The sequence below is a fragment of the Cyanobium sp. ATX 6F1 genome (assembly GCF_024346315.1).
Taxonomy (GTDB): Bacteria; Cyanobacteriota; Cyanobacteriia; order PCC-6307; family Cyanobiaceae; genus ATX-6F1.
On sequence record NZ_JAGQCS010000002.1, the window covers coordinates 197,871 to 216,584 of the forward strand.

General features: G+C 66.6%; 18 protein-coding genes and 1 pseudogene. 10 read left to right on the top strand and 9 right to left on the bottom strand.

The window, feature by feature from the left end; translation table 11 throughout:
* Window positions 1-2 precede the first annotated feature (2 nt).
* Window positions 3-2,015: a putative bifunctional diguanylate cyclase/phosphodiesterase gene (locus KBZ13_RS03790; RefSeq protein ID WP_255006457.1), complete on the bottom strand. Its 2,013-nt coding sequence runs from the start codon at window positions 2,013-2,015 to the stop codon at window positions 3-5.
* A gap of 631 nt (window positions 2,016-2,646) precedes the next feature.
* Between KBZ13_RS03790 and KBZ13_RS03795 the strand changes: the two genes are divergently transcribed.
* Together KBZ13_RS03795 and KBZ13_RS03800 are read left to right on the top strand one after the other, a co-directional pair.
* Window positions 2,647-4,815 carry a glutamine synthetase III gene (locus KBZ13_RS03795; protein WP_255006460.1) on the top strand — a complete coding sequence of 723 codons (2,169 nt, stop codon included), beginning with the start codon at window positions 2,647-2,649 and terminating at the stop codon, window positions 4,813-4,815.
* Between the two features lie 43 nt (window positions 4,816-4,858).
* The gene (locus tag KBZ13_RS03800; RefSeq protein ID WP_255006462.1) at window positions 4,859-6,373 is read left to right on the top strand and encodes a bifunctional orotidine-5'-phosphate decarboxylase/orotate phosphoribosyltransferase; all 1,515 of its coding nucleotides are present in this window, start codon (window positions 4,859-4,861) and stop codon (window positions 6,371-6,373) included.
* A 6-nt stretch (window positions 6,374-6,379) separates the two neighbouring features.
* Here KBZ13_RS03800 and KBZ13_RS03805 read toward each other — a convergent pair whose 3' ends face one another.
* The 4 genes from KBZ13_RS03805 to KBZ13_RS03820 all read right to left on the bottom strand — a co-directional run bounded on the left by KBZ13_RS03805 (window position 6,380) and on the right by KBZ13_RS03820 (window position 10,425).
* A complete protein-coding gene (locus KBZ13_RS03805) occupies window positions 6,380-8,794 on the bottom strand; it encodes a glycogen/starch/alpha-glucan phosphorylase (RefSeq protein ID WP_255006464.1) in 2,415 nt (804 codons plus the stop codon).
* Window positions 8,795-8,867: 73 nt separating this feature from the next.
* Complete coding sequence (locus KBZ13_RS03810; RefSeq protein WP_255006466.1) at window positions 8,868-9,047, bottom strand: DUF924 domain-containing protein; 180 nt, start codon at window positions 9,045-9,047, stop codon at window positions 8,868-8,870.
* A 45-nt stretch (window positions 9,048-9,092) separates the two neighbouring features.
* Window positions 9,093-9,326 (bottom strand): hypothetical protein, encoded by a 234-nt coding sequence (locus KBZ13_RS03815; RefSeq protein WP_255006468.1) that lies wholly within the window; start codon window positions 9,324-9,326, stop codon window positions 9,093-9,095.
* 310 nt (window positions 9,327-9,636) lie between these two features.
* Complete coding sequence (locus KBZ13_RS03820; RefSeq protein WP_255006471.1) at window positions 9,637-10,425, bottom strand: sigma-70 family RNA polymerase sigma factor; 789 nt, start codon at window positions 10,423-10,425, stop codon at window positions 9,637-9,639.
* Window positions 10,426-10,601: 176 nt separating this feature from the next.
* On the opposite strand from KBZ13_RS03820, the gene KBZ13_RS03825 reads away from it, so the two are divergent.
* Together KBZ13_RS03825 and KBZ13_RS03830 are read left to right on the top strand one after the other, a co-directional pair.
* Window positions 10,602-10,958, top strand: a complete 357-nt coding sequence (locus KBZ13_RS03825) for a DUF3104 domain-containing protein (RefSeq protein WP_255006473.1) — start codon at window positions 10,602-10,604, stop codon at window positions 10,956-10,958.
* Window positions 10,959-10,987: 29 nt separating this feature from the next.
* A complete protein-coding gene (locus tag KBZ13_RS03830; protein ID WP_255006474.1) occupies window positions 10,988-11,152 on the top strand; it encodes a Nif11-like leader peptide family natural product precursor in 165 nt (54 codons plus the stop codon).
* An 18-nt stretch (window positions 11,153-11,170) separates the two neighbouring features.
* Here KBZ13_RS03830 and KBZ13_RS03835 read toward each other — a convergent pair whose 3' ends face one another.
* Entirely contained in the window at window positions 11,171-11,449 is a 279-nt protein-coding gene (locus KBZ13_RS03835; protein ID WP_255006477.1) for a DUF427 domain-containing protein, read from the bottom strand.
* Here KBZ13_RS03835 and KBZ13_RS03840 point away from each other — a divergent pair.
* From KBZ13_RS03840 to KBZ13_RS03850, 3 genes are read left to right on the top strand one after another with little or no spacing between them, the layout of a single operon-like run.
* Window positions 11,448-12,326, top strand: a complete 879-nt coding sequence (locus KBZ13_RS03840; RefSeq protein WP_255006481.1) for a methyltransferase — start codon at window positions 11,448-11,450, stop codon at window positions 12,324-12,326. The genes KBZ13_RS03835 and KBZ13_RS03840 overlap by 2 nt on opposite strands.
* Window positions 12,319-13,902, top strand: coding sequence for an NCS2 family permease (locus tag KBZ13_RS03845; RefSeq protein ID WP_255006484.1), 1,584 nt, complete (start codon window positions 12,319-12,321; stop codon window positions 13,900-13,902). Before KBZ13_RS03840 ends, KBZ13_RS03845 begins: the two co-directional genes overlap by 8 nt.
* Complete coding sequence (locus tag KBZ13_RS03850; protein WP_255006487.1) at window positions 13,902-14,372, top strand: cupin domain-containing protein; 471 nt, start codon at window positions 13,902-13,904, stop codon at window positions 14,370-14,372. Before KBZ13_RS03845 ends, KBZ13_RS03850 begins: the two co-directional genes overlap by 1 nt.
* Before the next feature lie 34 nt (window positions 14,373-14,406).
* Here the strand turns inward: KBZ13_RS03850 and KBZ13_RS03855 are convergent, their stop codons facing one another.
* The gene (locus tag KBZ13_RS03855; protein ID WP_255007118.1) at window positions 14,407-15,063 is read right to left on the bottom strand and encodes a DUF2808 domain-containing protein; all 657 of its coding nucleotides are present in this window, start codon (window positions 15,061-15,063) and stop codon (window positions 14,407-14,409) included.
* A 77-nt stretch (window positions 15,064-15,140) separates the two neighbouring features.
* Here KBZ13_RS03855 and KBZ13_RS03860 point away from each other — a divergent pair, with 77 nt between their 5' ends.
* Window positions 15,141-15,341, top strand: a complete 201-nt coding sequence (locus KBZ13_RS03860) for a hypothetical protein (protein WP_255007141.1) — start codon at window positions 15,141-15,143, stop codon at window positions 15,339-15,341.
* Window positions 15,342-15,350: 9 nt separating this feature from the next.
* Here KBZ13_RS03860 and KBZ13_RS03865 read toward each other — a convergent pair whose 3' ends face one another.
* Window positions 15,351-15,986 carry a DedA family protein gene (locus KBZ13_RS03865; protein WP_255006489.1) on the bottom strand — a complete coding sequence of 212 codons (636 nt, stop codon included), beginning with the start codon at window positions 15,984-15,986 and terminating at the stop codon, window positions 15,351-15,353.
* A 12-nt stretch (window positions 15,987-15,998) separates the two neighbouring features.
* Window positions 15,999-17,207, bottom strand: a complete 1,209-nt coding sequence (locus KBZ13_RS03870; protein ID WP_255007119.1) for a glutathione S-transferase family protein — start codon at window positions 17,205-17,207, stop codon at window positions 15,999-16,001.
* A gap of 657 nt (window positions 17,208-17,864) precedes the next feature.
* Here KBZ13_RS03870 and KBZ13_RS15775 point away from each other — a divergent pair.
* A pseudogene (locus KBZ13_RS15775) lies at window positions 17,865-17,963 on the top strand (sigma-70 factor domain-containing protein); the annotation flags it as partial.
* Window positions 17,964-18,017: 54 nt separating this feature from the next.
* Window positions 18,018-18,704, top strand: a complete 687-nt coding sequence (locus KBZ13_RS03875) for an RNA polymerase sigma factor RpoD/SigA (protein WP_255006492.1) — start codon at window positions 18,018-18,020, stop codon at window positions 18,702-18,704.
* Window positions 18,705-18,714: the final 10 nt, after the last annotated feature.

Sequence of the window (18,714 nt, forward strand, 5' to 3'; positions counted from 1 at the left end):
GATCAGCCCCAGCTTGCGGGCCCCAGGCGGGAGGGCCTGGCGAACAGAAAGCCCTGCCCTCGGTCGCAGCCGAGCTTCTTCAGCAAGCTCTTCTGCAGCTCTGTTTCGATCCCTTCGGCCACCACGGTGAACTCAAGTTCCTGGGCCACCTGGATGAAAGCGCGGATGATCGCGGTCTTGCGTGGATCGAGACCCAGTTCGGCGGTGAAGGTCTGGTCGATCTTGATCGCATCCACAGGAAATTGTGTCAACCAGGAAAGGCTGGAGTAACCGGTGCCGAAGTCGTCGAGGTGAACCTTGACCCCGGCCTCCCGCAGCAAGCCCAGCTCGTCGAAGGTCACCTTGGGATGGTTGATCAGCACGGTTTCGGTGACCTCGAGCGCCACCCAACTGGGATCCACACCGCTCAGCTCCGCCTGTTTGAGTAGATAGCTCCCCAGGCCCGGCACCCGCAGCTGGGAGGGACTGACGTTGATGGACATCGAATAGTGGTGCCCACTGTCTCGCCAGGCCCTCAGCTCGGCGAAGGCGTGACGGATCACCCATTCCCCCAGGGGCACCACCAGACCGGTGACCTCCGCCTGGGGGATGAAGTCGTTGGGGGGGATCAGGCGACCATCGCCTCCCTGCAGGCGCACCAGGGCCTCGGCGCCGTGGATCGAGCCATCGGCGAGGTCGACGATCGGCTGGTATTCCAGCACCAGCCCGTCACCTTCGATCGCCTCGTGCAATTGACGACGCACCGAGATCGACAACTTCAGCTGCTCGTCGACGGAGCGGTCGTAGATCGCCACTCCGGCTCCCTTTGCCTCCTTGGCCTGATACATGGCCAGATCGGCACGCCGCAGCATTTCATCCACCGACTCGGAGGTCTCCGTCGTCATGGCGATGCCGATGCTCATCGACGGCCGGTAGGACTGGCCTTCAATCAACCAGGGGGCCCCTAGCCGTTCCTTGAGCCGCAGGGCCAATTGCACGGCGTCGGCCACCTCCACCAGGTTCTCGGCAACGGCGACGAACTCATCGCCACCGAGCCGGGCCAGGGTGTCCTCGGGGCGCAGGGCCTCCCGAAGTCGGGAGGCGATTTCCACCAGCAACTGGTCACCCACATGGTGGCCGTGCATGTCGTTGATCTCCTTGAAGCGGTTCAAATCGCAGAACAGCACGGCCATCTGGCCCTCGCGCCGGTTCAGGCGCTGCAGGGCCTCTTTGAGCCGGGAGTGGAGGGCTAAACGGTTGGGCAGACCGGTCACCGGATCACGCAGAGCCTGCTCGGCCAGGGCCTCCTGGTTGGAGCGCCGTTCTGAGATGTTGCGCTGCACCGAAACCCACTGGGTCACGGCGCCGGTCTCATCGATCAAGGGCACCAGGTCGATTTCCACCCAGTAGGTGCTGCCGTCCTTGGTGATGTTCGGGAGCTCCATGCTCACCCGCTCGCCCCTCTGCAAGGCGCCGCGCAGGCGGCTGCGATTGGCCGGATCACTTTCAGCGCCCAGCAACAGGCGGGGACTTCGGCCGAGCACCTCGTTGAGTTCGTACCCTGTCTGGGCCAGGAAAGCGGAATTCACATAGAGAATCACCGGCCCTGGGAAATCCAGGTATTCCGCCGTGGTCACCACCACTGAATCGGTGACCGCCTCCAGCACGCTCTCCACCAGCGACTGGCGCGGCCCGGGCGTCTCGGGTTCATGGAGTCCAGCCAGCACGCCCACACCAACGCCGTTGTCGGTGCGAAATGTGCGCACGGTGATCGGGGCACCGGCCCAGCTCAGCATGGCGTCGACGGGTCCTCGGTTCTCCCAGTCGCTCCGTCGCCCGATCAGCTCGGCCAGCTCAGGCCAGAACGAGACCAACGGCTGGCCCGTGGCCTCATCGGCGCTGACCCCAAGGCGCTGCCGGGCAATCGAATTGACGTGCAGCACGACTCCCTGGCTGTCCACCAGAAGCAGCCCGTCCCTGGGCAACAGAAGAAAGGACTCGGGACGGAGGCAGATGGGGTTGGTGGTCAGAGTCACTCCCTCCGGGCTGTGGATCACCAGGTGTGGACCGAAGATACGAAGGTTGGCGGGGAAAAGCGATGGCCCTCAGTCAGGCCTCACTCGATTCCTGGTCGACTGTGTAAGATGAATCAACCGGTGGAAGCTCCACAAACTCACCGGCTGTTCCACCCGAAAACCAACGGTGGATCTTTCCTCTGAACCTTCCCTTCCCTAGGGCGTTCAGTTCCAGCGCGTACGCGATCCATCCCCAGGCTTCAGGGGATGCCGTCCTTGAGATCGGTCATAAGGCTCCACCCGAGCATTCGAACCCTGACCAAGCAGTGGAGCCCCCAGGAACGGGGTCCTGCGTTCCATCCCATCCCTTTTGACCCTCCCTCGGAGGCTTGTTTCACCATGTCCCATGCATCCCCGCCACGGCTCCTTCGGGCTGTCGGCGCCCCCAACCCACGCCCCCCGGCCACCTGGACGAGCGACCTGCTGCCCCTGGCACCGACTGAGCGGACCCGGAGGTCGGCTAGCGCGAACCCGGAGCTCCCCCTGAGCTGGATCGAGCTGTTGGGCCAGCGCTGAAGCCAACTTTTGTATCAACGGCGTCTCCGAGAGCCCACACCTGCTCATTGGCTGGGTGCAGACAAATTCGCAACCAATGCCCAGCCCCCAACGCCTCGCCGCCATCCAACGAACCCAGGAGCGCCCGGCAGCGATCACCGCTCCCACAGCGCCCCTCCAGGAGCTTTGGGCCAGCGATGTGTTCAGCCTGTCGCAGATGAAGTCGTCCTTGCCCAAGGACATCTTCAAGTCGGTGCAGAACACCATCAAGTCGGGCGGCAAGCTTGATGTCTCCGTGGCCAACGTGGTGGCCCAGGCGATGAAGGACTGGGCCGTGGGCCGCGGCGCGCTCTACTACGCCCACGTTTTTTATCCGCTCACCAACTCCACGGCCGAGAAGCACGACGGCTTCATCTCCACCCAGAGCGATGGCTCCGTCATCTGTGAGTTCACCGGCAAGGTGCTGGTGCAGGGCGAACCGGACGGCTCCTCCTTCCCCAACGGCGGCATCCGCTCCACCTTCGAAGCCCGCGGCTACACCGCCTGGGACATCACCAGCCCCGCCTTCTTGATGGAGACGCCCAACGGCGTCACCCTCTGCATCCCCACGGTGTTCGTCTCGTGGACCGGCGAGGCACTCGACAAGAAGACGCCGCTGCTGCGCTCCAACGCGGCGATGAACAAGCAGGCCCAGCGCCTGCTGAAGCTGCTCGGCAACACCGAAGTGGCGCCGGTGAACTCCAGCTGCGGCGCCGAGCAGGAGTACTTCCTGGTCGACAGTGCGTTCGTGAGCCTGCGCCCCGACCTGCTGCTGACCGGCCGCACCCTGTTCGGCACCCCGTCGGCGAAAGGCCAGCAGTTCGACGACCACTACTTCGGCGCCATCCCCCAGCGGGTGCAGGTGTTCATGCAGGACGTGGAACAGCAGATGTACAAGCTGGGCATTCCCGCCAAGACCCGTCACAACGAGGTGGCCCCCGGTCAGTTTGAGCTTGCCCCCTTCTTTGAGGCGGCCAACGTGGCCACCGACCACCAGCAGTTGACGATGACGCTGCTGAAGAACACGGCGCGCAAGCACGGGATGAACTGCCTGCTGCATGAGAAGCCCTTTGAAGGAATCAATGGCTCCGGTAAGCACGTCAACTGGTCCGTGGGGAACGCCACCCAGGGAAATCTGCTCGATCCCGGCAGCAGCCCTGAGGAGAACATGCAGTTCCTGCTGTTCTGCGGGGCGGTGATCCGCGGGGTTCATCTCTATGGCCCGCTGTTGCGTGCGGTGGTGGCCACCGCCGGCAACGATCACCGCCTCGGTGCCAACGAAGCCCCTCCGGCGATCATCTCGGTGTACCTCGGCAGCCAGCTCGAGGAGGTGTACACGATGATCAAGAACGGCAACCTCGGCAGCACCGACCACGGCGGCATGATGCAGCTCGGCGTCGACACCCTGCCCGAATTCCCCAAGGATCCGGGCGATCGCAACCGCACCTCCCCGTTTGCCTTCACCGGCAACCGCTTTGAATTCCGCGCCGTTGGCTCCAACCAATCGGTGGCCGGTCCGCTGGTGGCAATGAACACGATGATGGCCGATTCACTGGAATACGTTTCCAATGAACTGGAGGCCAAAATGAACGCCGGCGCCTCCCTGCAGGATGCGGCCACGGCTGTGCTCAAGGTGATCATGGAGGAGCACGGCAATGTCGTGTTCGGCGGCGACGGTTACTCCAGCGAGTGGCACCAGATGGCCGTCAACGAGCGCGGTCTGGAGAATCTGCCCACCACGGCCGATGCCGTATTGGTGTTGGAGCGCGACAACATCAAGGATTTGTTCGCCCGCACCGGAGTCCTCACTCCTGTGGAGCTGCACAGCCGCTTCGAGGTCTACGCCGAGCAGTACGTGCTCGCCGTGGAGGTGGAGGCGAAACTCGCCCTTCAGATCGCCCGCACACAGGTGTACCCAGCGGTGATGGAGTACCTGGGCCAGTTGGCCAATTCGCTGCGCTACCAGGAGAATCTGGGCCTTCCCCCCGATCGCGCCATGGCCGGCCGCATTGCCAGCCTCAACCAGGATCTGCTCGCCAACTGCACGGCCCTGGAAGCCGCGATTCCCAGCCCCCCCCATGGCGAAACCGCCCACATGCGCCATTGCGCCGACACCCTGCTGCCACTGATGCACAAGATCCGCGAGGCCGTCGATGGCCTCGAAGCCCTGGTGGACGATGCCGTTTGGCCCCTGCCCAGCTACCAGGAGATGCTGTTCATCCGCTGAGTGCGCCAGGCTCTGCCAACACCCTCGCAGGACCTGAGCGTCGATGAGCTGTTTCGTCACCCTCACCGACGCCATCGCCAGCCGACAGTCGCTGCTGATCACGGGGCTGGATCCCAACCCCGAGATGCTTCAGAGCTGGGCCCGCTCCCATCCCGGGGGCGGGTCCTTTCTGTCCCAGGCGCGCCGCTGGATCAAGGCGGTGATCGAGGCCACCTCCGACCACGTCTGCGCCTACAAGCCCAGCCTCGGCTTCTACCAGTCGCTGGGGCCGATCGGTCTGGAGCTGCTCCATGAGGTGCGCTCCCTGGTGCCCGGCGACCTGCCCCTGATCCTCGATGCCAAGCACGGCGATCTGAATTCCTCCTCCGCCCTGGCCCAGTACCTCTTCCGCGACCTGGGAGTGGACGCGGTCACTCTCTCCCCCCTGGCCGGCCAGGACATCGCCGCCCCCTTTCTGCTCTACGGGGACAAGGCGGTGGTGCTCACCTGTCACAGCTCCAATCCCGGCGCCCGGGTGGTGCAGCACCACCCGGATGAAAGCAACCCGCTCTACCTGGCGATCGTGCGCGAATGTCAGCGCTGGGCCACGCCCGAGCAACTGCTGCTGGAGGTGGGCACCAGCGATCCGGAGGTCCTCGAGCGGGTGCGCAGGGAGGCGCCTGAGCGCTTCTTGATCCTGCGCAGCCTCTGGGGCAAGGAGGAGCGGCTCGAAGCCATGCTCGAGGCTGGTCTGAGCGCCTCAGCCGACGGACTGCTGTTGCCGGTGCCCCAGAACCTGCTGGTGGAAGACGACATCGCGGCGCTGACCAAGGGTCTCAAGCTCCAGATCGAAGCCATGCGGCAACAGGTGGCGGACTCGAGGGTGGAGAACGGCGACAGCTGCGCCCTCTGGCTGCCACCGCCATCCACCCCGGAAGCGCCAACCAAGGGCCAAAAAGGAGTCACAGATGGAGCTTCGCCCAATGCCGCTGAAGACGATTCCCTCCACGGGCTGATCCTGGATCTGTTCGATCTGGGCTGCCTGCTGTTCGGCCGCTACGTCCAGGCCTCAGGAGCGGTGTTCCCCTACTACATCGACCTGCGGCGGATCATCTCCGACCCCAACCTCTTCCACCGGGTGCTGCATGCCTACGCCGAGCGCCTGGAGGGGCTCCGCTTCGATCGCATTGCCGGCATTCCCTATGGCGCCCTGCCCACGGCCACGGGCCTCTCCCTGCTGCTGCACCGGCCCCTGATCTACCCGCGCAAGGAGGTGAAGGCCCATGGAGCCCGGCGGCTGATCGAGGGGGATTTCAGCGAGGGGGAGACCGCGGTGGTGGTCGACGACATCTTGATCAGTGGCGGCAGCGTGCTCGAAGGCATCGTCAAGCTGGAGAGCTCAGGTCTGAAGGTGAGCGATGTGGTGGTGTTCATCGACCACGGCAGTGGTGCCCGCCGCCGTCTGGCCGAAGCCGGCTACCGCAGCCATGCGGTGCTGACCATCGGCCAGATCACCGAGGTTCTCCAGAAGGCCGGCCGGCTGGATGCCCAGCAAGCGGCCCTGCTGCCCTCAGCCTGACGACGCTCAGGCCCCGGGGACCACGGCGCAGGCATTGATCGGCACCGGCTCCACGTTCCAGATCCGGCTGGCGTACTCGGCGATCGAGCGGTCGCTGCTGAAGAACCCGCAACGGGCGCAGTTGAGCAACGAACTGCGACTCCAGCCCAGGGGATCGCCCCAGGCCTGGTCCACCGCATTCTGAGCACGGCGGTAATCGGCCGTGTCGGCCATCACCTTGAAGGGATCGCTGCTGCACAGGTTCGCCAGCAGTGGATGGAACAACTCCCGGTCGCCCTCGCTGAAGTGGCCGGAGCCAATCAGATCGATCGCCTCTTTCAGCAGCGGGTCGTTCTCCAGCCAGGGCATCGGGTGGTAACCGATGCGGTCGAGCTCAGTGACCTGCTCGGCGGTGTGGCCGAACAGGAAGAAGTGCTCTGGCCCCACCCGCTCGCGGATCTCCACATTGGCGCCATCGAGCGTGCCGATCGTGAGCGCGCCATTGAGGGACATCTTCATGTTGCCGGTGCCGGAGGCCTCCTTGCCGGCGGTGGAGATCTGCTCGGAGAGATCCACAGCGGGGTAGACCTTCTGGCCGAGGCTGACGCTGAAGTTGGGCAGGAAGACCACCCGCAGGCGCCCGTCCATGGCCGGATCGACGTTGACGATCTGGGCGATGCCACCGATCAGACGAATAATCAGTTTGGCCATCGCGTAACCAGGTGCCGCCTTGCCACCGAAGATGAAGGTGCGTGGGGGCAGCGCTTCGCCGTTGCGCAGCCGCAGGTAACGCTCCACGATCTGCAGGGCCGCCAGGTGCTGGCGCTTGTATTCGTGGATTCGTTTGACCTGCACGTCGAACAGGGAGGCCGGGTCGACCAGCACACCAAGCTCCTGATGGATGGTGGCGGCAAGCCGCTGCTTGGCCTGCTCACGCACGCCCCGCCAGCGATCGAGGAAGCCGCTGTCGCCCACGAACGGCTCGAGCTTATGGAGTTCCTCCAGGTCGCGGCGCCAGGCGCTGCCGATCGACTCATCCAGCAGGGTCGCCAGGGCGGGGTTGGCCACGGCCATCCAGCGCCGGGGTGTGACCCCGTTGGTGACGTTGATGAAGCGCTCGGGCCACAGATCGGCGAACTCGGGGAACAGCTCGCTGCGCACCAGCGCGCTGTGAAGCTCCGCCACCCCGTTGACTTTCTGGCTGCCCACCACGGCCAGGTTGGCCATGCGCACCCGCCGATCGGGGCCATCGGAGATCAGGGAAAGGCGGGAGAGCCGCTCGGAATCGCCGGGATAGCGGAGGCGCACCAGGCGCAGGAAGCGGGCATTGATTTCATAGATGATCTCCAGCTGGCGCGGCAACAGCCAGGCGAACAGCTCGACCCCCCAGGTCTCGAGCGCCTCGGGCAACAGGGTGTGGTTCGTGTAATTGATGCTGGCGGTGGTGATCGACCAGGCGGTGTCCCAGTCGATGCCGTGTTCGTCGATCAGCAGCCGCATCAGCTCAGCCACGGCGATCGCCGGATGGGTGTCGTTGAGCTGAACGGCGAACTTGCGGTGGAAATCGGTGACCGCCAGACCCTGGCCCTTGAGGATGCGGAACATGTCCTGCAGGGAGCAGGAGACAAAAAAGATCTGCTGACTGAGCCGCAGCCGCTTGCCCTGCTCCAGCTCATCGTTGGGATAGAGAACCTTGGAAAGGGTTTCCGATTCGATCTTCTGGAGCACGGCGCGGGTGTAGTCGCCGGCGTTGAAGGAAGCGAAATCGAAGGATTCGGGGGCCTGGGCCGACCACAGCCGCAGGGTGTTGGCGGTGTGGACGCCGTAACCCAGGATCGGGGTGTCGTAGGCCACCCCCTGAACCACCTGACCGCCGATGGTCACCGGGAAGCTCCACTCCGGACGGATCACCTCCCAGGGGTTGCCACCATGCAGCCAGGGATCGGTGCTCTCGTGCTGGGCCCCGTTGATGATCTGCTGGCGGAAGATGCCGAATTCGTAGCGGATGCCGTAGCCGATGGCCGGCAGCTCCAGGCTGGCCATCGATTCTTGATAACAGGCCGCCAGCCGCCCCAGACCACCGTTCCCCAGACCTGGCTCGGGCTCCTCCGCCAGCAGGGAGGCGTAGTCGAGGCCCAGCTCCAAGCAGGCTTCCTGGGCGGCCTCGCGCAGGCCCAGGTTCACCAGGTTGTTCTCCAGGTGAGGGCCGAGCAGGTATTCGGCCGAGAGGTAGGCCACCGTGCGCACGCCCTGGCGCGTGTAGGCCTCGGCGGTGTCCACCCAGCTCTGCAGCAGCTGGTCGCGCACCGCCAGGGACAGGGCGCGGTAGTGGTCGTGGTGGGTGGCCAGCGACGGTGACTTGGCTTGGCTGTAGAAGAGATGACGACGCATCGCCCGGGCCAGGTCATGCCCCTCGGAAGAAACGGTGCGGGTGGCGGTCATGGAGAGATATGAATCCTTGTGCCTGTCCTGACGCGGCAAGGGGGCTGGCGCTGTATCGAACATCACCAATTCGCTATCGCTTCAGAAGCGGGAACCAGGCTCCAGCAGGAAGGCCGCTTCCTCCGGCGTGGAGACCCGCCCCAGCGAAGGCGGTGCTGTCTTCATCCACGTACACGGCGAACAGCGCACAGGCCTGCTCCTGCACCATCAATGGCTCGCTGTGCATCAGCGGCATCAACCAGAAGCGCCACACGTCCGCTGCTCGGAGTCGCCAGGAGCCTCGATCCTCAACAGGGCCTCAAGCCAGGTTCGGGTCAGGCACCAGAGTGAGCCGTTCCACCGCCCGCAGGGGCCAACCGCGTAGCTCGACGAAGGCCTGCAGACGCCTGGCCGCCACCTCGGCATTCACCACCCGCAGGGTCTTGGCGGGATCGGCGGTGAACACCCCCTGGTCGGTGAGCCAGCGCTTGCGCCGCCCCAGCCCCGGCCGGGTGGGCTTGAGGGCAACACACCACTGGAGGGCCTTCACCATCGAGCTCTTCCATGCTGTCAACTGGATCACATCTAGATGAATCCCCGGGCAATCCGTGATGGATCGGGCCCGCCCGGTGCCAGCGTTTACATTCTCGCTCCAGGAGCCAGGGCCGGAGCCGCTGCTGGCGCTGCCGTGCCGCTGGGCATGTTGCGATTCTTGGCTCTGGCGTCAGAGCCTCCGGAGCCACCCTTAGAAAAGAATCACCGACGTCCGCTCCACCCCGTCGGACCCGAGCACCCTCACCCCCATGGTGCTCCGGAAACGCCCCTGGCCCGAAGGCCGGGGGCGTTTCTGTTGGAACCTGCCCTCAGCGCCCCAGCTCGGAGAGCCGCTTGCGGGCCTTGTGCACACGTACGTTCACCGCCTGCCGGCTGATGCCCAGGTCGGAGGCCACCTGGGCGGGGGTGCGCTCCTGCAGCTCCCTGAGCAGGGCCAGCTCTTGGGGGGCGTGGGCTGCCATCTGCTGCAGGATCAACTCATGGTCGAGACGATCGAGAGGATCGTTGCTGGGGGCGGCCACCAGTTCCCCCAGGGTGGTCTCCCCATCGCCGATGCGACCGTCGAGGCGGGCCTGGAAGCGCACGGCCGCAGCCGCCGTCACCCGCGCCTGCATGCTCGGCGCCAGTTCATCGAAGCGCACCCAGCCCGCACTGACCTGGGCCAGGGCCGAACCCACCTGCCCCGGCAGCCGCACGGCACCGCCTTCATGGTCGAGCAGGCGGCCCATGGCCTGCTGAATCCAGGGCACCAGATAGGTGCTCAGCTTGTAGCCCCGGGAGGGGTCGAACTTCTCGCAGCCCCGGTTCAGGCCGAGGGTGCCCTCCTGCAGCAGGTCTTCGTGGGGCAGGCCGCGGGCGTTGGCACGGCGCAGGTAGCGCTTGCTCACGCTCACCACCAGGCGCAGGTTCGCCGCCACCATGCGCTCCTTGGCCCGCTTGCCCCGGCGGGCCACCTGGGGCGCCGCCTCGGCGGGGCCCCCTTCCCAGTCCTGCCACTCCCGCACCATCGCCCCGAGGTGAAGCTCCTCGGCGGGGGTGAGCAGGGGAATGCGCACGGCCTGCTGCAACCAGAAGCCCACGGTGTCGGGATGCGTCACGTGCAGGGTCAGACCTCATCAAGACCGGCCCAGGACCGGCGACAACTTGCCGCGGGCCAAGGCCCCGGTCCTCGCCATGATGCACCGGATCCAGGGCAGAACACCGACAGATCCAAGTGTCTGCGGAATCGCAACGGCTCCAACTCCAGCGCATCAGTACAAAGGCACTAGCCTCGATGGGTTCCACCGTTGCCGCCGCCGGCCTGCCCATGGCCCCCAGTCCGAGCCGAACCCACCCCAGCGACCAGATCGCCCTGGGCCCACTGGGCAGCGCCGGGGAGGCGGCGGCGCCCCTGCGCCAGGCCCAACCGCTGCGCTTCCTCGAGGTGCGTCTCGGCGACACGGTGGTGGTGGCCCCCCCCAGCGGCCCCTGGTGGATCGGCCGGGTGATCCACCGGGAGGGCGGAGCCCGCTGCGACGCCAACGCCTTCTTCCAGGTGGCCTGCGTGGACACCGGCGTGATCCGCACCCTCAACGCCGATGCGGTGGCGGAGATCCTCACCCCGGCGGCCGCAGCGGCGCCGATCGATTAGCACTGGAGTGGCCCCAGCACCGTTGACCCATGTCCAAAGCCCAGCTCGGAGCCTTCTTCACCAAAGTGGACCTGGATCCCGCCCTTCAGCAACAGGTGCACGACGCCAAGAGCCCCGGGGCGATCGTGGCGATCGCCAAGGCGCTCGGCCATCCGTTCACGGAGGCCACCTTGGCGCGCCATCAGCGCGGTTGAGATCTGTCCAGATCCAGCTCAGTTGACCTGAACCCCCTTCCAGAAGGCCACGCGCCCCTTGATCGAGGCGGCGGCCTGGTGGGGTTCGGGGTAGAACCAGGCCGCATTGGCGTTGACCTCACCGTTCACGACGACGTCGTAGTAGTGGGCGACGCCTTTCCAGGGGCAGGTGGTGCGGTGGGCCGAGGCACGCAAATAGTCGGTGTGCAGGGCGTCTGTGGGGAAGTAGGCATTGCCCTCGACGGTCACGATGTCCTCACTGGCGGCGATCACCGCCCCCTGCCAACGCGCTTCCATGACCACAAACCTGGGAGGCCCCATCCTGGCGCGCTGGACCGCGCCGGTGCCGCCCTTGCGGGTTGAGCACAATCAGCGCAGGTTCGTGATCGCGATGGTCCAGCACAACAGCCATGACGGCAGCCTGGAGTTGTTCGAGCGCAACTGGCGGACCTACCGGGCCGTGGTCGACCACGATCTGATGGAGCATCGGGCGCTCAGCGATGTCCTCAAGGCCATGGTGGAGGCCCTGGTGCGACCGGGCTGGGCCTGGGCTGACCTGGGCTGCGGCGATCTGGCCCTGCTGGCGCCGCTGCTGCGCGCCCTGCCCCTGGGCCGCTTCGAGGCGGTGGATGCCGCCGCCGCCGTGCTGCCCCTGGCGGCGGCGAACCTGGAGGCCTCCGCAGCCGGTCCGGTACCCTTCCCCTGCCGCTGGAGCCACCGGGATCTGCTGGCCTGGGCGGAGCAGCCGGAACCCGCCTCCCGTTTCGAGCTGATCACCTGCAGCTACGCCCTCCATCACCTGCCAGACGAAGGCAAGCAACGGGCACTGGCCGCCCTGGCCGGGCGCCTGGCCCCCGATGGGGCCCTGCTGATCGCGGATGTGTTCCGCCGCGACGGCGAATCCCGCGCGGCCTACATCGAGCGCTACGGCCAACGGGTGCGGGAAAGCTGGGGGGTCTTGGAAGTGGCGGACCGCCAGCGGGTGCTCGATCACCTCAGCGCCCACGACGAGCCGGCCGAGCGGGACGCCTTCGTGGCCTGCGCCCGCGGCGCGGGCTGGGCCAGCCGCTGGATCTGGACCGGCCGCCACGGGGCGGAAGCGCTGCTGCTGCTCTGGCCTGCCTCTGCCAACGATCCGAGTGTGGGCCTTGACCTGGAGGGGTTCGATGGCTGAGTGCCGCCCCCGCTGGCTGGTGCCGGGCGACCTGGACGGGCTGCTGGGCCTGGGGCTCGACAACCTGATCCAGATCCTGCTGATCGTGGCCCTCTGCCGGGGCGTGCTCGGCTACCCCGACGGCCTGATCTTCGGCACGATCCTGCCCGCGACGGGCCTCAGCCTGCTGGTGGGCAACGGCGCCTACGCCTGGCAGGCCTACCGGCTGGGCCAGAGAGAACAGCGCGACGACCGCACCGCCCTGCCCTACGGCATCAACACCGTCAGCCTGTTCGCCTACGTGTTCCTGGTGATGCTGCCAGTGAAGCTGGCGGCCCTGGGCCAGGGGCTCCCGGCGGAGCAGGCGGTGCAGCTCTCCTGGCGGGCCGGGCTGGTGGCCTGCCTGGGCTCGGGGCTGATCGAGGCCGGCGGCGCCTTCTGCCTGGGCGCCCTGCGCCGCTGGCTGCCCCGGGCGGCGCTGCTCTCCACCCTGGCCGGGATCGCCCTGGGCTACATCGCCCTGGGCTTCCTGCTGCGCACCTACGCCAACCCGGTGGTGGGTCTGGCGGTGCTGGCGGTGATCCTGGTCACCTACTACGGCCAGGTGAAGCTGCCCCTGCCGGGGGGGCTGGTGGCGGTGCTGCTGGGCATCGCCCTGGCCATTCCCACGGGCCTGCTGCGCATCGATCCCGCCAGCTGGCAGGCCAATGCCGCCCAGGTGGGCCTGCACCTGCCGCCCCTGCAGCTGGGGGCCCTCTGGGCCGGCCGCGACCAGCTCGTTCCCTGGCTCGGGGTGATTGTGCCCATGGGCCTGTTCAACGTGCTGGGCTCGCTGCAGAACCTGGAGAGCGCCGAGGCGGCCGGCGATCGCTACCCGCTCAGGAGTTCTCTGCTGATCAACGGTGTCGGCACCGTGGTGGCCGCCGCTTTGGGCTCCTGCTTCCCCACCACGATCTACATCGGTCATCCGGGCTGGAAGGCGATGGGGGCGCGGATCGGCTACTCCTGGCTCAACGGCCTGCTGATCGGTCTGGGTTGTCTGCTGGGGGTGTTCGGCCTGGTGGGCCAGCTGGTGCCGATCGAAGCGGGCATGGCGATCGTGCTCTACATCGCTCTGGTGATCACGGCCCAGAGCTTCCAGGCCACCCCCGCCGCCCACGCCCCGGCCGTGGTGCTGGGGCTGCTGCCGGGGCTGGCGGGCTGGGGAGCCCTGCTCCTGAAAGCGGGCCTGCGCGCCGGCGGGGCGGGCAGCCCAGGCCATCCCTTCGGGCCGGAGCTGCTGCTGCCCCTGCGGCAGGCGGATGTCTGGGCGGCCGGGGCCTTCGCCCTCGAGCAAGGCCAGATCGTGGCGGCGATGCTGCTGGCGGCGATGCTCGTCTACGTGATCGAGCGCCGCTTCAGCGCCGCCGCCCTCTGCGCCGCCCTGGCCGCGGCCGCTTCCTGGCTGGGGTTGATCCACGCCTGGCGGTTCACCCCCGCCGACACGGTGCTGGATCTGGGTTGGGGCACCGGGGGCCCCTGGGCCCTGGGTTATCTGGTGATGGCCCTGGTGTTCGCCGCCGCAGCCCTGCTGGATCGCCGGCGATCCCCCAGGTGATGAACGAACTGATCGCCCGTCTGGGCCTGGCGCCCCACCCGGAGGGGGGCTTTTACAGAGAGATCCACCGCTCCGAGCTGCGGGTGAGGCGCGCCGATGGGGCCATGCGCTCGGCGCTGACCCTGATCGACTATCTGCTGCCGGCAGACGTCTGCAGCCGCTGGCACCGGGTTCAGCAGGCGGAGGAAAGCTGGCACCACGCCGGCGGCAGCCCGCTACGGCTGTGGCGTCTGGCGCCGGAGGGGGGCGAGGTCGAGGCCCTGTGGCTGGGGCCCCTGGATCCATCTCGCCCCCAGCAGAGGCCGGTGCAGCGCATTCCCCCCGGCTGGTGGCAGGCGGCCCGGAGTGACGGCGCCTGGAGCCTGATCAACTGCTGCGTGGCGCCGGGCTTCGAGTTCAGCGATTTCGATCTGATGAAGGACCAGCCCCCCGAGCGCCATCCGGCAGGAGCGCTTCAGGAGCTTCTCTAGCGCTGGCGGTGGCGGGCTCGGCCGCTGCCGGCGATCAGAAACTCACGGATTGAAGGATCGACAAGGTCACGAAGCCCACGGGGCTGGCCACGGGGTCGGGTCCGGCCGGGAAGGCCGTCACCTGGAACATGTAGGAGTCGGGCTGGGAGGGGTTGCGGTAGGGCCGCAACGCCACGGTGAGGGTGGAGCCGGGGGGCACGGGCTCGGGAAAGTCGATGCGGAACAGGCGCTGGTTGTCATCGAAACGCACCACCACGGGCACCTTGGCGCCCTCCCGGCGAGGCAAGCCGAGGAAGGCGCGGCTGGCCCGCTCATCGAAGCTGAAACTGCGATCGACGCCCCGGGTCTGCAGGATCTGCAGCGCCCCCAGGGAGGCATCGGCCTTCTCGGGCAGATCGATGGTGATGTAGTACTCACCACCGCTCTGATCTGCATACCAGTAGTAGTTACGCAGGCGGACCTTCCAGGGGGGCGAAAGGAAGTAGGTCTGGCCGCGCAGCTCAAGCGCGCGAGCCGGCGGGGACGGCAGAAACAGTGCTGCGGCCAATGTTCCGTGGGGAAGCGCCAGCGCCAGGGCCCCTGACAGCAGCGCCCGCAGAGCCGCTGAAGGGCTGACGGCGGCAGCGGACAGGTTGATCGCGGGGCCCTCGCTTGTCTCCCGCCCAGGGTGCCTGTCCATCACCGTCTCCACCTGGCTCAAGCTTTTCAAGCCTAGGAAGGGCTTGCGAACGCCCCGGCTAAACTGCTCGATCCGTGATCCGGTCACCCGTGAGCAGCACAGATTCCGCCCGGGTGATCTCCCCTGAGCTCGATGCCATCGATCTGATGCTGAGGGATCTCCAGACCCGCCACGATGAGATCCGTCACCGGGCGGCCTTCCGCGGCTGCACCCATGAGCTGCTGGTGCTGCAGGAGGAGCTGGTGGAGTACCTGCACAGCAAGAGAAGCTCCCTGCAGGCGTCCGTCTGAGGGGCCCGTTCAGCCTTCGCTCTCACCATCGAGCAGCCGCGACTGAACACGCGAGATCAGCTTGGGCACCAGGGCCACCACCACGACGATCAGCAGGGCCCCGAGGCCGAACTGCACCACCCCGGTGACCATTCGCTCGATCGGGATCCAACGGCCCCCCAGCCAGGCCAGGCTCACCATCGTCGAGGCCCAGATCAGGGCGCCGAAGAAGTTGCAGACGAAGAATCGCTGGTACGGCATGCCCACGGCACCGGCCATGGGGCCCGCCACCACCCGCAACACGGCCACGAAACGGCCCAGAAACACCGATTTACCCGCGTGACGCAGGAACTGCACGCGGCGCCGCTCCATCTGCTCCGGGCTCTGGCGCAGGAAGCTGCCCACCTTGAGGATCAAGCCCCAGCCGGCCCGGCGGCCCACCCAGTAGCCGATGTTGTCGCCGAGCACGGCCCCGGCGGTGGCCGATCCCATCACCCCAAACACATTCAGCTGACCGCTGCCCGCCGCGTAGCCCCCGAGCAGGGTGATCGTCTCCCCGGGCAGGGGCACCCCGGCGTTCTCCAGCAACATGGCGGTGAACACGACTAAATAGCCCCAGCGACTCAGCAGCTCCTGGAGTTGGTCGAGGCTCAGGTCCATGGGCATCACGATGAACCCTCAGACGGGTGCGTTCCGAAAGGGCCTGGGATCCTGATCATGGCGGTGCCGGGTGGGAATCGGGCCAGCTTCCTGATCACCGTCCAGGGCAGCGGTACTCTCCAGCACCTGGCGCAGTCGCCGGGCCGCATGCAGCCCCATGTCCCGGGGCACACTGATGCGCTCGCGCAGGTGGCGCAGGCCGGCGGCGGAGCCGGCGGGGGGCACGCAGAGGGCCTGCGGCGCCAGCAGGTTGCTCAGAGCGCAGCGCAGGGCCGGCTCAAAACCGTCGTCCCGGAAGGGGTTCACCTGCACGATCGCGAGGCGGTGCTTCAGCACCCGGACCAGGGCTTCCCGGGCCGCCTCCGGGGGCTCCTCCAGGCTGGTCTCACTGGGCGCCAAGCCATCGGCCAGCCGCTGCCAGCAGAGCCGTTGGCCGGCCTCTCCGCTGGGATGGCACGCACCCATCTGGGGAGGCAGATCGTGGACATGGGTGTGGAAATCGCTCTGGGTGCCGAGGTAGGTGGAGCGCCGCTCCAGGGCCCTGAACCAGGCGTCGATGGCGGGGTTGGCCTGCCGCAGGTCGTAGCCCTTGTAGGCGTAGAGGCTGGCGCTGGCGCGTTCCATGAACGGAACGAAGATCCCGTCGGCCGCTGAAAACACCGGCAGGAAGAAGGGACCTTCCGTGGCCTCCAACGCCTCGCTCACCGCACTCGCCATGCGCTCGAACTGCTGCTGGGCCAGCTGCCCGTCGGCCGCGGTGGCGTGGGGAGAGCAAAGCCAATGGCACCAGGCGCGAAAGAAGCGCCGCTCCAGCCGCCGCACGTCCTTCACCGCGGCATCCTCCAGTGACACCCCGAGGGGTCCGAAGGCGGCCTCCAAGGCCAGCAGAATCGCATCGCTTTCGGTGATCAGGCGACCATCGAGCTCCAGGGCGGGAAGCATCCCCGAGGGCACCCGCTGGCTGTACCAGCTCTCCTTCTCGCCGTAGCAGCGCATCGAGACCTTCTGGACCCGGTAGGGGATGCGCTTCTCCTCCAGCCACAGCCAGACCTTCTGGCAGTAGGGGCACCAGGCGTGGTTGTCGCGGTAGAGGGTGACACGCACATCGGCCTCGGAGGCACCGAACAGCCGCAGGCGCGCCTGGGAAGAAGTAGGACCGTTGACGCGCTCGGGCTCGCTGGGCGCCAGGGCCTCCAGCTCCTCCCAACTCAGGGGCGTCCGGGCCAGGGCCACGGGGGCACCCAGCGCAGGGGCCCCAGGAAGAGGCGTTTCAGGAACAGGCGTTTCAGGAACAGAAATTTCAGGAACAGCCATGGCGAACTCGGCAAGCTGTGCACCGTTCTAATCAGCGCAGCACTGGGGCCGTTCGATCAGGCGCCCAGGCGCAGGGATGCAAGTTGAGAACGTTTTGCAAGACATTCAGCAGGCCGCCTGGGGGTTCGCTGGGCAAAAGATGAGGAGTTCTGCGGATGTCAAGGTGCGAAGACCCATCCACAAGATCGGCTATTCCATCTTACTTGGAATCAGCCATGGCCAGCTCAAGAACATCATCTTGAGCCCCTACCCTCAGTCTGTGTTGAACAGCACACGAAAGGGCCCCAGGGCGGAGCTTACGCGCGAAAGATTCGCCGGGAATCGGATAACGGGATGTCCCGAAAAAGGCAGTCCATTACAGACTTGATACGTTCAACGCGACGGCGGGCGTCCTTCGATCAACGACAACAAGGTCCTGATCGATCCACAGGCCCAGACAACCCTGCAGGGCCGAAAAGAATTTTTGCAAAGTTTTATGTGTTTGCGCTGCGGCAGATCTGCCCCATCTGAGCCAATGTCATACAAATTCCCCCGATCCATCTGATAATCGAAGCGTCGAAGCAGGTGCGTATGTCATCAGATACTTTTGGCGATTATCTCCATTCCATCGGCCGTATCCCCCTCCTGACCCCGGCGGAAGAACTGCATCTGGGAACCATTGTCCAACGCTGGCAGCAAGCCACCGGTGAGTGCCGCGATCTGGAACGACGGGGTCGCCGGGCCATGGCCCGGATGGTGACGGCCAACCTGCGGCTCGTGGTCGCCGTCGTCAAGCGCCACCAGCGCCGCATGGCCCACCTGAACCAGGAGCCAATGGACCTGGTCCAGGCCGGCAACATCGGCCTGCTGCGGGCGGTCGAGAAGTTCGATCCCTGCCGCGGCTACAAGTTCTCCACCTACGCCTACTGGTGGATCCGCCAGGCCGTGAGCCGCTACCTGCAGGAGCAGGGTGGCGCGATCCGCTTGCCCGTGAACGTGATCGATCTGGCCAGTCGGGCCGAGTCGTTGATGGCGGCCTCCGACCGCAAGCTCAGCTTCAGGGAGCTGGCGACGCAGCTGGGGGAAACCGAGGCCCGGCTCCAGTTCGCGCTCCACGCCAGCCGCCGCAGCCACACGATTTCACTTGATCAGCAGACCGGCAGCGACGGTGAGATGACCCTGCTGGATCTGGTGGCGGATCCCAAGCAACTGGAACCCCAGGACGACTACCACTGGATGCTTGATCACCTGCGGCAGCTGGACGACCGTGAAGTCAACGTGCTGAAGCTTCGTTACGGCCAGGATCAGCAGCAGTCGTTCGCCAAGGTGGCCCAGCTCAGCGGCCACACCAAAGATCAGGTGCAGCGGATCGAACGCCACGCCCTCGGCAAACTGCGCCGCCAGCTGACGCCTGTCCTGCATCCGGCCTGAGCCCTCTCGC

Excerpts from the sequence above, each read along its gene's own strand:
- KBZ13_RS03795 (WP_255006460.1), top strand. The coding sequence starts at position 2,647 with ATGCCCAGCCCCCAACGCCTCGCCGCCATCCAACGAACCCAGGAGCGC.
- KBZ13_RS03800 (WP_255006462.1), top strand. The coding sequence starts at position 4,859 with ATGAGCTGTTTCGTCACCCTCACCGACGCCATCGCCAGCCGACAGTCG.
- KBZ13_RS03805 (WP_255006464.1), bottom strand. The coding sequence starts at position 8,794 with ATGACCGCCACCCGCACCGTTTCTTCCGAGGGGCATGACCTGGCCCGG.
- KBZ13_RS03815 (WP_255006468.1), bottom strand. The coding sequence starts at position 9,326 with ATGGTGAAGGCCCTCCAGTGGTGTGTTGCCCTCAAGCCCACCCGGCCG.
- KBZ13_RS03825 (WP_255006473.1), top strand. The coding sequence starts at position 10,602 with ATGGGTTCCACCGTTGCCGCCGCCGGCCTGCCCATGGCCCCCAGTCCG.
- KBZ13_RS03830 (WP_255006474.1), top strand. The coding sequence starts at position 10,988 with ATGTCCAAAGCCCAGCTCGGAGCCTTCTTCACCAAAGTGGACCTGGAT.
- KBZ13_RS03840 (WP_255006481.1), top strand. The coding sequence starts at position 11,448 with ATGACCACAAACCTGGGAGGCCCCATCCTGGCGCGCTGGACCGCGCCG.
- KBZ13_RS03835 (WP_255006477.1), bottom strand. The coding sequence starts at position 11,449 with ATGGAAGCGCGTTGGCAGGGGGCGGTGATCGCCGCCAGTGAGGACATC.
- KBZ13_RS03845 (WP_255006484.1), top strand. The coding sequence starts at position 12,319 with ATGGCTGAGTGCCGCCCCCGCTGGCTGGTGCCGGGCGACCTGGACGGG.
- KBZ13_RS03850 (WP_255006487.1), top strand. The coding sequence starts at position 13,902 with ATGAACGAACTGATCGCCCGTCTGGGCCTGGCGCCCCACCCGGAGGGG.
- KBZ13_RS03865 (WP_255006489.1), bottom strand. The coding sequence starts at position 15,986 with ATGCCCATGGACCTGAGCCTCGACCAACTCCAGGAGCTGCTGAGTCGC.
- KBZ13_RS03875 (WP_255006492.1), top strand. The coding sequence starts at position 18,018 with ATGGCCCGGATGGTGACGGCCAACCTGCGGCTCGTGGTCGCCGTCGTC.